Annotated in this window: 14 protein-coding genes; 10 read left to right on the top strand and 4 right to left on the bottom strand. The window is 73.2% G+C overall.

All coding sequences use genetic code 11. The annotated features are described in order from the left end of the window. Positions 1-759, bottom strand: a complete 759-nt coding sequence (locus tag ACQZOG_RS19070) for an IclR family transcriptional regulator (RefSeq protein WP_033272232.1) — start codon at positions 757-759, stop codon at positions 1-3. Further along, positions 756-1,886, bottom strand: a complete 1,131-nt coding sequence (locus ACQZOG_RS19065; protein WP_430741674.1) for a sugar kinase — start codon at positions 1,884-1,886, stop codon at positions 756-758. The genes ACQZOG_RS19070 and ACQZOG_RS19065 overlap by 4 nt, the downstream gene beginning before the upstream one ends. A 133-nt stretch (positions 1,887-2,019) precedes the next feature. Here ACQZOG_RS19065 and ACQZOG_RS19060 point away from each other — a divergent pair, with 133 nt between their 5' ends. Both ACQZOG_RS19060 and ACQZOG_RS19055 read left to right on the top strand, forming a co-directional pair. Continuing rightward, positions 2,020-3,285, top strand: coding sequence for an alanine racemase (locus ACQZOG_RS19060; RefSeq protein WP_230229148.1), 1,266 nt, complete (start codon positions 2,020-2,022; stop codon positions 3,283-3,285). 11 nt (positions 3,286-3,296) lie between these two features. Continuing rightward, positions 3,297-4,907 (top strand): N-acyl-D-amino-acid deacylase family protein, encoded by a 1,611-nt coding sequence (locus ACQZOG_RS19055; RefSeq protein ID WP_430741673.1) that lies wholly within the window; start codon positions 3,297-3,299, stop codon positions 4,905-4,907. A gap of 21 nt (positions 4,908-4,928) precedes the next feature. Here the strand turns inward: ACQZOG_RS19055 and ACQZOG_RS19050 are convergent, their stop codons facing one another. After that, positions 4,929-5,864 (bottom strand): S1 family peptidase, encoded by a 936-nt coding sequence (locus ACQZOG_RS19050; RefSeq protein ID WP_058916867.1) that lies wholly within the window; start codon positions 5,862-5,864, stop codon positions 4,929-4,931. A gap of 399 nt (positions 5,865-6,263) precedes the next feature. On the opposite strand from ACQZOG_RS19050, the gene ACQZOG_RS19045 reads away from it, so the two are divergent. Both ACQZOG_RS19045 and ACQZOG_RS19040 read left to right on the top strand, forming a co-directional pair. Next, on the top strand, positions 6,264-7,475 hold the full coding sequence (locus ACQZOG_RS19045; RefSeq protein ID WP_033272236.1) for a pyridoxal phosphate-dependent aminotransferase: 1,212 nt from the start codon (positions 6,264-6,266) through the stop codon (positions 7,473-7,475). A 104-nt stretch (positions 7,476-7,579) separates the two neighbouring features. Further along, positions 7,580-8,005: a hypothetical protein gene (locus ACQZOG_RS19040; RefSeq protein ID WP_033272237.1), complete on the top strand. Its 426-nt coding sequence runs from the start codon at positions 7,580-7,582 to the stop codon at positions 8,003-8,005. Between the two features lie 128 nt (positions 8,006-8,133). On the opposite strand, the gene ACQZOG_RS19035 is transcribed toward ACQZOG_RS19040, so the two are convergent. Continuing rightward, positions 8,134-9,099 (bottom strand): zinc-dependent alcohol dehydrogenase family protein, encoded by a 966-nt coding sequence (locus ACQZOG_RS19035; RefSeq protein WP_359671734.1) that lies wholly within the window; start codon positions 9,097-9,099, stop codon positions 8,134-8,136. An 80-nt stretch (positions 9,100-9,179) separates the two neighbouring features. Between ACQZOG_RS19035 and ACQZOG_RS19030 the strand changes: the two genes are divergently transcribed. The 6 genes from ACQZOG_RS19030 to ACQZOG_RS19005 all read left to right on the top strand — a co-directional run bounded on the left by ACQZOG_RS19030 (position 9,180) and on the right by ACQZOG_RS19005 (position 14,183). Further along, positions 9,180-9,806 (top strand): TetR/AcrR family transcriptional regulator, encoded by a 627-nt coding sequence (locus tag ACQZOG_RS19030; protein ID WP_033272239.1) that lies wholly within the window; start codon positions 9,180-9,182, stop codon positions 9,804-9,806. A 99-nt stretch (positions 9,807-9,905) separates the two neighbouring features. After that, positions 9,906-10,511, top strand: a complete 606-nt coding sequence (locus tag ACQZOG_RS19025) for a DUF6058 family natural product biosynthesis protein (RefSeq protein WP_033272240.1) — start codon at positions 9,906-9,908, stop codon at positions 10,509-10,511. 62 nt (positions 10,512-10,573) lie between these two features. Continuing rightward, positions 10,574-11,773 carry an AAA family ATPase gene (locus ACQZOG_RS19020; RefSeq protein WP_037644078.1) on the top strand — a complete coding sequence of 400 codons (1,200 nt, stop codon included), beginning with the start codon at positions 10,574-10,576 and terminating at the stop codon, positions 11,771-11,773. Between the two features lie 8 nt (positions 11,774-11,781). Further along, positions 11,782-13,404, top strand: coding sequence for a VWA domain-containing protein (locus ACQZOG_RS19015; RefSeq protein WP_382004758.1), 1,623 nt, complete (start codon positions 11,782-11,784; stop codon positions 13,402-13,404). A 60-nt stretch (positions 13,405-13,464) separates the two neighbouring features. Next, positions 13,465-13,848, top strand: a complete 384-nt coding sequence (locus ACQZOG_RS19010; RefSeq protein WP_033272244.1) for a type II toxin-antitoxin system RelE/ParE family toxin — start codon at positions 13,465-13,467, stop codon at positions 13,846-13,848. Beyond that, positions 13,845-14,183: a helix-turn-helix domain-containing protein gene (locus ACQZOG_RS19005; RefSeq protein WP_033272245.1), complete on the top strand. Its 339-nt coding sequence runs from the start codon at positions 13,845-13,847 to the stop codon at positions 14,181-14,183. The genes ACQZOG_RS19010 and ACQZOG_RS19005 overlap by 4 nt, the downstream gene beginning before the upstream one ends. Positions 14,184-14,428 lie beyond the last annotated feature (245 nt).

The following is a 14,428-nucleotide window of genomic DNA, read 5'->3' as shown; positions in this document are numbered from 1 at the left end:
TTACGTCGGTTCTGCCGGGGTCCGGCCGGAGTACTCGCCGCTGATGGCGTCCGCGGTACGGCGCACCAGAGGGAGCAGGGTGAGGAGCTCGTCGGCGGTGACGACGACGTTCGGCGCGGAGACCGACATCGCGGCGACCACCCGGCCGTCGGCGCCGCGGATCGGCGCGGCGACGCAGTTGATGGACTCCTCGTGGCCGCCGAGGTCGGTGGCCCAGCCCTGTTCGCGCACCGCGGCCAGCTCCTGGAGGAACGCGGCCGCGTGGGGCGTCGAACGGGGCGTGTACATGGGGTAGTCGAGCTTCTCCGCGAGGGCGCGGCGCTCGTGTTCGGGCAGGTCGGCGAGGAGCAGCTTGGCCACGGCCGCGACGGTGATGGCGACGGGTTTGCCGATGCGCGAGTACATGCGGACCGGGTAGCGGCTCTCGACCTTGTCGATGTAGAGGACCTCGTTCTCCTCGTACACGGCGAGGTGGACGGTGTGTCCGCACTGCTCGTTGAGGCGTACGAGGTGGGCGTGGGCGATCTCGCGCACGTCGAGGTTCTCCATCGCCTCCTGGGCGAGGGCGAAGAGGCGGGCGCCGAGGCGGTAGCGCTGGTCGGACTGGCGGTAGACCAGGCCGTGCTCGTGCAGGGTGCGGAGCAGGCGCAGGGCCGTGGACTTGTGCACGCCGAGGCGGTCGGCGACCTGGCCGAGGTCGGCGGGGCCCTCCGCGAGCAGCGGAAGGATGCTCAGGGCGCGGTCTACGGTCTGGCTCATGGGGTGGGTGCCTCCTCTGCGGCCTCTGCGTCGGCGTCCGTCCAGCCGGGGCCGAGTCGCAGTGTCTCCCATGCGGGGGCGTCGAGGGCGGCGAGGCGGTCGGCGAGGGGGCGGGGCGGGGGTGAGGTGAGGTCACCAGGGGTGGTGAGGGTGGCGGCTGCCATGAGGTGGCCGTGCCTCAGCCGTGCTGTCAGCGGGAGGCCACGGAGCGTGGCCGAGAGGAAGCCCGCTGCGAAGGCGTCGCCTGCGCCGGTTGTGGCGACTACGTCGACTTTCAGGGCGGGGGCGGTTGCGGCTGGGCGGGGGGTGTTGTCGCAGCCCGGCGATCGCGGGGTGCCGTCCGCGCCCGCCCGTGCCGCCCCAGCGGCACGATCGCCCGCGGAGGGGCGACAGAAGGCGACCGCCCCTGCTGCGCCCTTCTTGAGGATCAGCACCGGGGGTTCGGGGAGGGCTTCCCGGATGGCCGCCGGGCCGCCCGTGACGCCCCACGCCTCCTCTGCCTCGTCCTCTCCCACGAACACGATGTCCGCCCCGCGAGCCAGGTCCAGCAGGACCTCCGGGCCGTACCTCCCGCGCCACAGCCCCGGGCGGTGGTTCACGTCGAAGGAGATCAACGGGCGCCCCGGCCGGGGGGCGGTCAGCTCGCGCATCAGGGCCAGGCAGTCCGGGGAGAGCGCCGCCGTGATGCCCGACAGGTGCAGGACGCGTCCCGCGCGCACCGCGTCCAGGTCCACGCCGGCAGGCGACATCGCCGACGCCGCCGAGCCCGCGCGGTAGTAGGCGACCTCGTGGGCGTCGTCCGCCCGGTCGCCCGCCGTGCGGAAGTAGACGCCGGTGGGGCGGGACGGGTCGCGGCGGACGTGGGACACGTCGACGCCGTACGCGCCGATCGCCTCGACGAGGTGGTCGCCGAAGCCGTCCGCGCCGACGCGGCTGACCCAGCGCGTGGTGTGGCCGGCCGCCGCGAGGGCGCACGCCACGTTGGACTCCGCGCCGCCGATCGACCGGTGGAAGGCGGGGACGTCGGCGAGGCGGCCGGGCCGGGCGGGCAGGAACGTCACCATGGACTCGCCGAGCGCGACGACGTCCACGACGTCGGGGGCGTTGCCGGTTCCGGTGACGGTCACGATGGCGGGGCTCCTCGTCGGGGCGGGGGGCGCGGTGTCCGTTGACCGCGTGTGGCGGAGATGTTAGACAGCGGTGAGCGATATACGCAATGAGTGTTGCAAGATGCGCAACGCGCCTGATCAGGGAGGCTTCATGGTCCTCGATGCTCTCGCCCGCCTCGCCGAGGAACGGGTCGGTCACCGCTTCAAGGGCCTCCCGCCGGACGCCGCGGACCTCACGGTCGGGGAGCTGGCCGCGCAGCGCCGGAACCTTTTCACCGGCGGCTTCACCACCCCGGTGCTCGCGCTGTCCGCCGAGCGTCTCGAGCACAACCTGGCGGCGCTGGAGACGTTCGCCGAGCGGCACGGGCTGGCGTTCGCGCCGCACGGCAAGACCTCCATGGCGCCGCAGCTCTTCCACCGCCAGATCGAGCGGGGCGCGTGGGGCATCACGCTCGCCGTCCCCCATCAGGTGCGCGTGGCCCGGGAGTTCGGGGTCGAGCGGGTCTTCCTGGCGAACGAGCTGGTGGACGCGGCGGCCCTGCGCTGGATCGCCGCCGAACAGGACGCGGACCCGGCGTTCCGGTTCGTCTGCTACGTCGACTCCGTGCGCGGGGTCGAGCTGATGGACGCGGCGCTGACCGGGGCGTCCCGGCCGGTGGACGTCGTGGTCGAGCTGGCGGCCGGCGAGGGCGCGCGCACGGGCGTGCGGACGGAGGCGGAGTGCGCGGCCGTCGCCGACGCCGTGGCCGGGGCGCGGGCGCTGCGGCTGGTCGGGGTCGCCGGGTACGAGGGCGAGGTGCCGCAGGCCGACCCGGAGCGGGTGCGGACCTGGCTGCGGCGGCTGGTGGCGCTGGCCGTGGACTTCGACAAGGCGGGCAGGTTCACGGGGCTGGACGAGATCGTGGTGAGCGCGGGCGGCAGCGCCTGGTTCGACGCGGTCGCGGACGTCTTCGCGGAGGTGCCGGAGCTGTCGGCGCCTGTGCTGAAGCTCCTGCGGTCCGGTGCGTACGTGTCGCACGACGACGGGCACTACGAGCGGCTGACGCCCTTCAACCGGGTGCCGGGCGAGGGCGGTCTGGAGCCGGCGTTCCGGCTGTGGACGCAGGTGGTGTCGCGGCCGTCGGCGGAGCAGGCGTTCACCAACGCGGGCAAGCGGGACGCCGCGTACGACCTGGATCTTCCGGTGGCCCGGGTGGTGCGCCGGGACGGGGCGGAGCGGCCGGCCACCGGCATCGAGGTGACCGGTCTGTCCGACCAGCACGCGTGGCTGCGCACCTCTTCGGAGGCGGATCTGGAAGTGGGAGACTGGGTGGGGCTCGGGCTGTCCCACCCCTGCACGTCCTTCGACAAGTGGCTGCTCATCCCCGTGGCGGAGGCGGACGGCACGGTCGTCGACTACATCCGCACCTTCTTCTAGGAGGCAGGACCGTGGAAGAGCTCGTCATCCGGGACGCGGACGTCGTCGACGGCTCCGGCGACTACTCCTACCGCGCGGACGTGGTGGTGGACGGCGGACGCATCGTCTCCATCGTCAAGGAGGCGGCGGACGCGGGCTGCCAGCGTCCGAAGGCGCGGCGCGAGCTGGACGCGGAGGGGCTGGTGCTGGCCCCGGGCTTCATCGACATGCACGCGCACAGTGACCTGGCGCTGCTGCGGGATCCCGACCACAGCGCGAAGGCCGCGCAGGGCGTCACCCTCGAAGTGCTGGGCCAGGACGGCCTGTCGTACGCGCCGGTGGACGACCGGACGCTGGGCGAGGTGCGGCGGGCGATCGCCGGGTGGAACGGCCCGGGTGACGACGTGGACGTCGACTGGCGGTCGGTGGGCGAGTACCTGGACCGGCTGGACCGGGGCGTCGCGGTGAACGCGGCGTACCTGATCCCTCAGGGCACGGTGCGCGCGCTCGCCGTCGGCTGGGAGGACAGGGAGGCCACGCCCGAAGAGCTGGACCGGATGCGGCAGTTGGTCGCGGAGGGCATGGAGCAGGGAGCGGTCGGCATGTCGTCGGGGCTGACGTACACGCCCGGCATGTACGCCCCGGACGCCGAACTGACCGAGCTGTGCCGGGTGGTGGCGTCGTACGGCGGCTACTACTGCCCGCACCACCGGTCCTACGGCGCCGGCGCGCTGGAGGCGTACGCGGAGATGGTGGCCCTCACGAGGGAGGCGGGCTGCCCGCTGCATCTGGCACACGCCACCATGAACTTCGGGGTGAACAAGGGCCGGGCGCCCGAGCTGCTGGCGCTGCTCGACGATGCGTTGGACGCGGGCGCCGACATCACCCTGGACACCTATCCGTACACCCCCGGCTGCACGACTCTCGTGGCGCTGCTGCCGAGCTGGGCGAGCGAGGGCGGCCCGGAGGCGGTGCTGCGGCGGCTCGCGGACGAGGCGACGGCGGAGCGGATCCGGCACGGCCTGGAGGTCACCGGATCGGACGGCTGCCACGGCGTGCCGGTGGAGTGGGAGACCATCGAGATCTCCGGGGTCGGCGACCCGGCTCTGGACGAGTACGTCGGCCGGACGGTGCTGGAGTCGGCGCGGGCGCGCGGCGAGACGCCCTGGGCGGTGGCGCGGGAGCTGCTGCTGAAGGACAGGCTGGCCCCGACGATCCTCCAGCACGTGGGCCACGAGGAGAACGTGCGGGCGATCATGCGCCACCGGGTGCACACCGGGGGTTCGGACGGCATCCTGCAGGGCGCCAAGCCGCACCCGCGCGCGTCCGGGACGTTCCCCCGCTATCTCGGCCACTACGTGCGGGAACTGGGGGTGCTGTCGCTGGAGGAGTGCGTGGCGCATCTGACCTCGCGGCCGGCGGCGCGGCTCGGGCTTCCGGACCGGGGGCTGGTGCGCGAGGGGTACAAGGCGGACCTGGTGCTGTTCGACCCGCGCACGGTGGACGCCGGGTCGACCTTCGCCGAGCCGCGCACGCTGCCCACGGGCATCCCGTACGTCATGGTCGACGGGCGGTTCGTGATCGAGGACGGGCGGCGCACGGACGTGCTGGCGGGGCGGGCGGTGCGCAGGACCCCGCGCTGACCGCCCGCCCCGCCGGGCCCGTCAGGGCTTGGGCACGGTGCAGCCGCTCGCGCTCAGGTCGAGGCGGTTGCCGGTGGTGAAGCAGGCGGTGAAGGGGTAGGTCTGCTGGGCGTAGTTGATGCCCCGGCGGACCGTGACACCGCCGTTCTCGTCGACCTCGCACGGGTTGTTGACCGTGCAGCGGGCGCCGTCCTCGTTGCCGGTGTTGTTGACGGCGACCACCTTGCCGGTGGCGTCGTCGACCACCGGGGAGCCGGAGGTGCCGCCGATGGTGTCGCAGGCGGAGGTGTAGCGGACCGAGTCCTTCCAGGTCCAGTCGCCCTCCTTCAGCCGGTGGACGAAGCCGTCGACGGAGCAGCTGTAGATCCGCTTCCAGTAGCCGGAGACCACGCTGATGGCGGTGCCGGCGGCCGGGCGGGAGCTGCTGAGGGTGAGCGGGTCGATCGCGTACGAGCTCTTGATCTGCGCGTACGTGGTGTTCAGGCGGTAGATCGCCGCGTCGGTGTCGGTCATGGTCGCGTAGACCAGCCGGTCGGCGCGCAGGGTGGCGACCTTGGCGCCGGAGGCGTTCAGCAGGCCGAAGGTGCGGCTGGACGCGCGGTCGGTGAGGACCTGCCCGGGCGAGGGGAAGCCGCTCTCCAGGCAGTGGCCGTTGGTCAGCACCAGCGCCGGGTCGGAGGCGGCCGAGTCCGGCATGCGGACGACGGAGCCGGAGCAGTTGCTCAGCGAGACGGTGCCCGCGAAGTTCACCGCGGCCGACTTCGGCGCGGTGAGCCCCGACAGGGTGTCCGCGACGGCCCCGACCGTGTCGTTGACGACGTCCGTCAGCGACGTGGCCGGGGCCGTGCCCGTGGTCGTGTCCGCGCCCGTGGGGGAAGGCGCGGCGGCGACCGCGGGGGTCGCGCCCGCGCCGGCGAGTGCCAGGGCGCAGAGCGCGACGACGAGAGGTTTTCTCATGGGGGTCCCCTCAATGCGGCGTCGGGCGGCCGGGTCGCTCCGGCCGCCCACAAAATTGTCATGCGCATTGTCAGCACGGGGACGCCGGGCGGGCAAGGACGCGCTCTCCCCGGTGACGGCCGGGCGGCGCACACCCCGGCTGCCGGGCAGCGCGCGTCCCCCGGCCGGCGGGCACGACGCGCCCTCCCGGCGACCGGGCGCGGGACGGCCTACAGGGTCGCCCCTGGACCTGCGGAAAGAGGGGCCGGGCGTGGGGAGGCTGGGTGTGGAGGTGATGGAGGCGCGCGCCCTTGATCGTCACGCGGAGGGCCACGCGGAGGACAAAACCACCCGAACCGACGCGTCTCACGTGGCGGAAAACACGGCCCGAAGGGCCATACCGGGCCGTAAGCTCCCAGCATGCAGGTGATCCAGTCGACCAAGCTCGCCAACGTCTGTTACGAGATCCGGGGCCCGGTGCTCGAGGAGGCGATGCGGCTGGAAGCTGCCGGTCACCGCATCCTCAAGCTGAACACGGGCAACCCGGCGGCGTTCGGCTTCGAGTGCCCGCCCGAGATCCTCGAGGACATACTGCGCAACGTGTCGTCGGCGCACGGCTACGGGGACGCCAAGGGCCTCCTGGCCGCGCGCCGAGCCGTCGTCATGCACAACCAGACGCTCGGCATCGAGACCGACGTCGAGCACGTCTTCATCGGCAACGGCGTGTCCGAGCTGATCGTGATGGCGATGCAGGGCCTGCTGGACGACGGCGACGAGGTGCTGGTCCCCGCCCCGGACTACCCGCTGTGGACGGCGGCCGTCTCCCTCTCCGGCGGCACGGCGGTGCACTACCGCTGCGACGAGCAGTCCGACTGGATGCCGGACCTGGCCGACGTGGAGCGCAAGGTCACCGACCGCACCAAGGCCATCGTCATCATCAACCCGAACAACCCGACCGGCGCGGTCTACGACGAGGCCGTCATCAAGGGCCTCACCGACATCGCCCGCCGCCACAACCTGCTGGTCTGCTCCGACGAGATCTACGACAAGATCCTGTACGACGACGCGGTGCACGTGCCGACCGCGAAGGTCGCCCCCGACCTGCTCACCCTCACCTTCAACGGCATGTCGAAGGCGTACCGGGTGGCCGGCTACCGGGTGGGCTGGATGTCGATCTCCGGCCCGCGCGCCCACGCCGACTCCTACATCGAGGGCCTGACGATCCTGGCGAACATGCGCCTGTGCGCGAACATGCCGGGTCAGCACGGGGTGGTCGCCGCGCTCAGCGGCCGCCAGACGATCAACGACCTGGTGCTGCCGGGCGGACGGCTGCGCGAACAGCGCGACGTGGCGTACGAGCTGCTGACCCAGATCCCGGGCGTGAGCTGCGTGAAGCCGAAGGGCGCGCTGTATCTGTTCCCGCGCCTGGACCCCGAGGTCTTCAAGGTCAAGGACGACCGGCGGATGGTGCTGGACCTGCTGCGCCGCGAGAAGATCATGGTCGTGCAGGGCACCGGCTTCAACTGGCCGGAACCGGACCACTTCCGCGTGGTCACCCTGCCCTCGGTCACGGACCTGCGGGACGCGGTCGGCCGCATCGCCCGCTTCCTCGACGGCTACAGCCAGCACTGAGCTCCACGCACTCCGTACGGAGGCCTGATCACTTTCGACCTCGGCTCAACTTTAGACAGAATCTAAGCTAGGATGGCTTCCTGTCAGCACCCAGGAGGCCATCCATGTACGAACCGATCCGCTCCAAGTCGGTCCACAGCACGATGGCCGGCCCTGACGACTTCCCCCACAGGTCCCGCGAGGAGGAGCTGGACATCCAGCTCGCGGGCCATCTCGCCGCGCTGCTCGCCGTCACCGACGAGCTGCGGGTGACGGCTCCCTCGGCCGATCTGGACACGGCGGCCGAGCGGCTCACCCAGGAGATCACCCGCCTGCGGGGAGGACGTACGCCGGCCCGTGCGACCACGTCCACGCGCGGCCGCGAGCCGGACGCGACGGCCCTGCACCGGAAGGCGCACGCGCTCGCCGGACGAGCCCTGGTCGTCGCCGCGTCCCGCGCGGACACGGCGGCGGCGATCCTGGCCGCCGAGCGGATGGACGCGCACACGGCGGCGCTGAAGCAGCGCCCGCTCGCGTCCACCGCGCACTGAGCCCCTCACCGGGCTCCCCCAGTACGGCCCCGGTCCGCGCGCAACCCGCAGCGACGCGCGGACCGGGTGCCACATCACGTCCCGGCTCACCCCTCTCACGTCCCCTCAGGGTGTGAGCACCACCCGGCTCACGGAGTGAGCACCACCCGCCCGAACACCTCCCCCGCGTCCATCGCGCGGTGGGCGTCCGCGGCCCGGTCCAGCGGCAGCACGTCGTGCACGACGGTCCGCAGTTCCCCGCGCGCGGCCTCGGCGAACTGCCGCGCCCGTACGGCCTGACGGTCGGGGGCGGGCACGGTGTCGGCGCTGAAGGTGGCGAACGACAGCGACTTGCGGAAGCCGTGCATCAGCCGCATGCCGAAGTCCTCCGGCGGCTGTCCGCCGACGACCCCGACCAGCACGTACCGCCCGTCGGCGTGCAGCGCGTCCAGGACGTCCGGCATCCCCGGTCCGCCGACCACGTCGATCACGACGTCGAAGCCGGTCGGCCCGCCCGCGTCGCCGCTCTTCCCTGAGCGGTCGAGCACGTGGGTCGCCCCCAGCTCCCGCAGCCGTGCGCCCCGCTCCTCGGACGAGGTGGTGACCACCACGGCGCCCGCGCCGCCCCGTGCGGCGAGCTGGACGGCCGTGATCCCTATGCTTCCCGCCGCCCCGCGCACGAGCACGGTCTCACCGGGCGCGAAGTGGGCCTTCCGCAGGGCGAAGTGGGCGACGATCCCGGAACCGCCGAGGGTCACCGCGTCCGCCCCGCTCAGCCCGTCGGGCAGCGCGAGGACGTCCTCGACGCGGGCGACGGCCCGCTCGGCGTATCCGCCGGACAGCCCGGTGAACGCCCACACCCGCCGCCCGGTCCAGGAGGCGTCGACGCCTTCCCCCACGGCGGTAACGGTCCCCGCGATCTCACTCCCGAGGAGGTGGCCCTCCCGGAACCCGTGCTCGGCGAGCGCACCCCGGCGGATCACGGCGTCCACCCCGCCGACCCCGATCGCCTCGGTGGCGACCAGCACCTGCCCCGGCCCGGGAACGGGCGCGGGAAGGTCGACGACCTCCAGCCCTTCGGGCGCTCCGAACGTCCGGATCACCACGGCTTTCATCTCTGCTCCTTAAAGTCGGTGGCAGCACCGCCGTCGGAACGTAACGGACGCCCCCGTCCGCTCGACCGAAGTGAGAGACGATGACCACCGAAGTGCCTCACCACCCCGTACGCTCCGACGCCCGCGACAACCGGGCCCGCATCCTGGAGGCGGCACGCACGGTGTTCGGCGAGGAGGGTCTGGGCGCGCCGATGCGTGAGGTCGCGCGGCGGGCGGGGGTCGGTCCCGCCACGCTGTACCGGCACTTCCCGGCGAAGCGGGACCTGCTCGCGCAGACCTTCGCGGAGCAGCGGCGGGCCTGTCGCACGGCTGTGCTCGACGCCCTCGCGGACCCCGACCCGTGGCACGGCTTCTGCGACCTGATCGAGCGGATCTGCGAGCTGCACGCCCACAGCCGGGGGTTCGCGGACGCCTTCATGACGGCGTTCCCCGAGGCGATGGACTTCGCCGAGGACCGGGAGCGGACGCTGCGCGCGGTGACCGAACTGGCCCGCCGGGCACGGCAGACCGGCCGGCTGCGGCCGGACTTCGTGGTCGACGACCTGGTGCTGATCCTGATGGCCCACCGGGGCCTCCAGGACACCCCCCGCACGGCCAGGGTCGCCGCGTCCCGCCGTTACGCGGCCTACGTCATCGAGGCGTTCCGCGCGGCGCCGGCGCCGGAGGCGGCGACTCCGCTGCCGCCGGCGCCCCGTCTGTCCATGTGAGGGACTCCGTCCACCGTTCGGTGATGGCCGAACCGTCCCGCCCGTAGCGTGCCGAGTGCCGCGCGGGAGACGCCCGCGCCCAGACGCAGGAGGCGCCCGGTGCCGGAGACGGATCTGAAGCAGCAGCTCGCCGAGCGGTTCCGGGAGGTCAACGGCGACCATCCGATGACCGCCGCGGACGACGCGTACGTCACCGCGCAGTTCGTCGTCCTGGAGGAGCTGTGCGCGGCGCGGGGCCGCGACACCGACGCGGTGCGGCGGCTGATGCTGGACGGGCGCCTCCCTCTCCCCGGCTATCTGCGGTCCGACGGCGCCGAGATGGTGCCGGCCGACCTGTTCGCGCTCGCCGACGAGGCCGGCGGCGTCGACCTGCTCGAGGCGTGGTTCACCGCCCACTGGGCCGACCCGGTCGCCGGGAAGGCGGAGTGGAACGCGTACCTCAGTGGACAGTACGTGTGTCTCCACTCGGTGACCCCGGCCGCCATCCAACGGAAGGACCGGCTGACGGCCGCGATCGGCGCCGCGCTGGACGAGCCCGACGTCGACGCGGTGCGGCTGCACGCCCTGGTCGACGAGCTCGACGCCCTGGAACCGGCGTTCACGGCATACGACCGTCTCCGCTTCGGCGGGCCCACCTCCCGCGACACCTGCATCGACGCGGTGCGTGCCCGCTTCCCGCGCCCGGACCGGCCCGGGGGTAGGTAGCGTGGGCCGCACGGGTGACCGAGGACGCCCCTGAGCGGGGCGGGCACGGGGAGGGACACGGCATGGCGGGGGACGCGCAGGAGACGGCGCGGCGGCTGCGGGCGGTCTGCGGGGAGCTGTCGGAACGGTTCTTCGAGCGGGACGACGTCGTACGGACGCTGGTGGTGACGCTGCTGGCCGGGCAGCACTCGCTGGTGCTGGGCCCGCCCGGCACGGCCAAGTCCGAGCTGGCGCGGGAGCTGACGGGCCGGATCGACGGGGCCGCGTACTGGGAGATCCTGCTGTCGAAGTTCACCGCGCCGACGCGGATGTTCGGGCCGATCGACGTGGCCGCGCTGGCGCGGGGCGAGTACCGGCAGGTGTACGACGGGCGCGCGACGACCGCGCACATCGCCTTCGTCGACGAAATCTTCAAGTGCTCCACGGCCGCGTTGAACGAGACGCTCGGCTATCTCAACGAGCGGATCTACCACCCCGAGAACGGCGGCGCCCCGATCCGCTGCCCGCTGATCGGCGCGATCACCGCGAGCAACGAACTCCCGGACGGGGAGGACTCGGCCGCGATCTACGACCGGCTGCTGGTGCGGATCGAGGTCGGCTATCTGGAGGACCCCTCGAACTTTGCCGCGCTCGTACGGTCCGCCGTCGGACGCCCCGCCGAGCCCGCCCCGCGCACCACCCTCGAACTGGCCGCGCTCCAGCGTGCGGTGACCGAGGGCGTCCCCTCGGTGGAGGTGCCCGACGCGATCGTGGACGCGGTGGTGACGCTGCGGGCCGCCCTGCGCCGCAAGGAGCTCGTCGCCTCCGACCGGCGGTGGCGGCAGGCGGTCGGGCTGCTCCAGGCGTCCGCGTACCTGGACGGGCGGACGGAGGTCGCGGAGACCGACCTGTCCGTGCTGACCCACGTGCTGTGGGACTCCCCCGCCCAGCGCCCGGTCGTGGAACGCGAGGTGCTGAACCTGGTGAACCCGGACGCCCGGGAGGCGCTCGACCTCGCCGACGTCGTCGAGGAACTGGAGGCGCAGCTCGACGCGATGGCCGGGCAGTCGCGGGAGGCGCTGAGCGAGTGGGTCATCAAGAACGCGCACCACAAGCTGGCCATGGCGGGCAGGCGGCTGGAGCGGCTGCGGGAGGAGGCGGCGAGCGCCGGACGGTCCACGGCGACCATCGACCGGGTGACCGGCCGCCAGCGCGCGGTCCGCGCCCGGGTGCTCACCGAGGCGCTGGGCGTGGACGCGTCCATGGTGCCGACCCAGCTCTGAGGCGCCCCGTGGACGACGAACCCGAGCGGCTCGACGCGCTCACGCGGCAGGCCGGCCGGTGGCTGGCCCTGTCCGCCGCCCCCGCCGAACGGCACACCACGGCCGTGGTGGCGGGCCCGTACGACCGGGTGGCGTGGCGGGACGTGTACGCGCGGTCGGCGGCGCTGCGTGAACTGTCGGCGCAGCTCCTCACCCGGCACGCGCACGCGCCCGACCTGCTGGCGGACGTCTTCCTGTGCGCGTACCAGGCGGCCCCGCGTCTGCGGGAGCGCGCCGTCATGGCCCCGTCCCACCTGGTCCACCACCAGGTGGTCACCGCGCTGACGCAGTCCCCCGACTTCGCCCCCCTGCACCGGGAGACGGCGGGCGACGCCTACGCCGCGGCCATGGCCGTACTCGCCCAGGGGTCCGCGCTGCGCGGGCTGCTGGAGCGGTCGCGGGAGGCGCGGGAGCGGACCGGGCGGGCGGACCGGGCCCGGCAGGAGGCCGAGGCCGCGGCGACCGCCGTCGGCGAGGCGCTGCGGCAGGCCGCCGAGGAGGCCGACGCGCAGGGCGAGGTGCCCGCGCCGGCCGCCGCCGCGGTACGCCGGGCGGCCGAGGCGGCTCGCGAGGCCGAGGAGAGCGCCCGGCTGGAGGACGGTGCCGCCGCGCAGGCGATGGCGGCGGCGGTCCCCGGCATCCGGTCCGCCGCCCGGAACGCGGCGTCGGCGGCGGCCGAGGCGGTCCGGCAGGAGGCCGCGCTGATGCGGGCGTGGGGCGTGGACGCGGGCGAGACGGAACGGATGCCGTTCGAGGAGCGCGCCCGCCTCGCCGAACGGCTGCGCTCGGGACGGCTCGCGCGGTGGGCCGAACTGATCGGCCGCTTCCGGCAGATGGCGGCCGGCGAACGCGCCCGCAAGGTGGAGCACGCCACCGGCGAACTGGTCGGCGTCACCCTCGGCGACGACCTCTCCCGCGTCATCCCCTCCGAGCTGGCTGTCCTCGGCGTGCCGGAACTGCGCGCGGTGTTCGCCGCGCGGTACGCCGCCGGCGAGCTGATGCTGTACGACAGCCGGGGCGAGCAGGGCACCGGCAAGGGCGCGGTGATCGCGTGCGTGGACACCTCGCACTCCATGTACGCGGAGGGGCCCGGCGGGATCACCCGGGAGGCGTGGTCGAAGGCGTGCGCACTGGCGCTGCTGGACCAGGCGCGCCACGCGGGACGGGACTTCGTCGGCATCCTGTTCTCCGCCGCCGACAAGCTCCAGGTCTTCCGCTTCCCGGGCGACCGGCCGGCCCCCGTCACGGACGTGCTGGACTTCGCGGAGACGTTCCTCGGCGGCGGCACGGACTTCCAGCGCCCGCTGGGCACGGCCGCGAAGATCCTGGAGGAGGAGTTCGACTCCGCGTCCCGCGCCCGCGGCGACATCGTCCTGATCACCGACGACGCCTGCGAGGTCTCGGAGAACTGGACCCGTCTGTGGAACGAGATCAAACGCCGTCTGGACTTCCGCCTCTTCGGCGTCGCCATCGCCACCCCCGACACGGCCACCGCTTCCGGCTCCGTCCTCGAGACCCTCTGCGACAACCTCCGCACGGTCGACGACCTGACGGACGTCCACACGACGGCGGACCTGTTCCGCGTGATCTGAGAACGCGCGGGAGCGCTGCCGCGCGTTGCGTATGTCGTTGACGACATATAGCGTGACGGCCTGGATGAACTGTTCACCATCGAGCTGGAACCCGAAGTGCGCGACTGGCTCGACACCCTGCCGGCCAAGCACTTCCTCAAGATCGACGAGTACGTCGGCCTGCTGGCGGAGCAGGGTGCTGAGCTGGGCGAGCCCTATGCCCGGTACCTCGGCGACGGTGTCCGAGAGCTGCGTCCGACGCTCGACGGCGCCGCCATACGTGTCACCTACTGGTTCACACCTCAGCGCACCGCGGTCCTGCTGACCGTCTTCCGAAAGACGAGAATGCGGGAGGACGGCGAAGTCAGGCGCGCGAAACTCGCGCAGAAGGTGTGCGAGGCGGAACACGAACCGGCGCACGAGGAGTTCATCCGAACCGTCGGTCAGGGAGAGGTGAGGCAATGAGCCATAGCCGCTGGAAAAGCTTGCGGGAGCGGAAGCTGGCGGAGGGTCTGACCGAGCCGGAGGACGTGGCCGAGGCCCGCCGCGAGATCCGGCTGTCCATGGCGCTCGCGAAGGCCGTCTACGACCGTCGGGCCGAGCTCGGACTGACCCAGACCGAGCTGGCCGACCGTGCGGGTCTCACCCAGGCGAAGATTTCCCGGATCGAGGGGTCCGACACCGTCCCGACGCTGCCGCTGCTCGCCAAGCTGGCGACGGCACTCGACGCGACGCTGAACATCGCCCTGGACGACGACGACACGCGCGTGACCTTCACCGCGCACGATCACGCGGCCTGAGCGCCCGTCGCGAAAGCGCACGCACAGCCGGACGCCCCGGCCTGAGAAGACCGGGGCGTCCGTCGGGTCTCGGCACGTTCGTGAGCCCCTGGGCGGGCCGTGCCGAAGGAGGCGGGGGTGGGCCCGGTGCCGCGGGTTCCCGTCGGGGCGGACGGGAGGGGCGGCGCCGGGACCGGTACCCCGCACGCCGTTGTGCGGGGCCCCGCCGGTGTGTTCCGCGGCCGGCCGTGGCGTGACGATCGCTG

Origin of the sequence: Streptomyces sp. P13-3-3 (assembly GCF_050571355.1) — a bacterium.
Lineage (GTDB): Bacteria > Actinomycetota > Actinomycetes > Streptomycetales > Streptomycetaceae > Streptomyces > Streptomyces althioticus.
The sequence above is the reverse complement of the archived record's forward strand: the minus strand, read 5'-3'. Positions and strand labels throughout refer to the sequence as shown.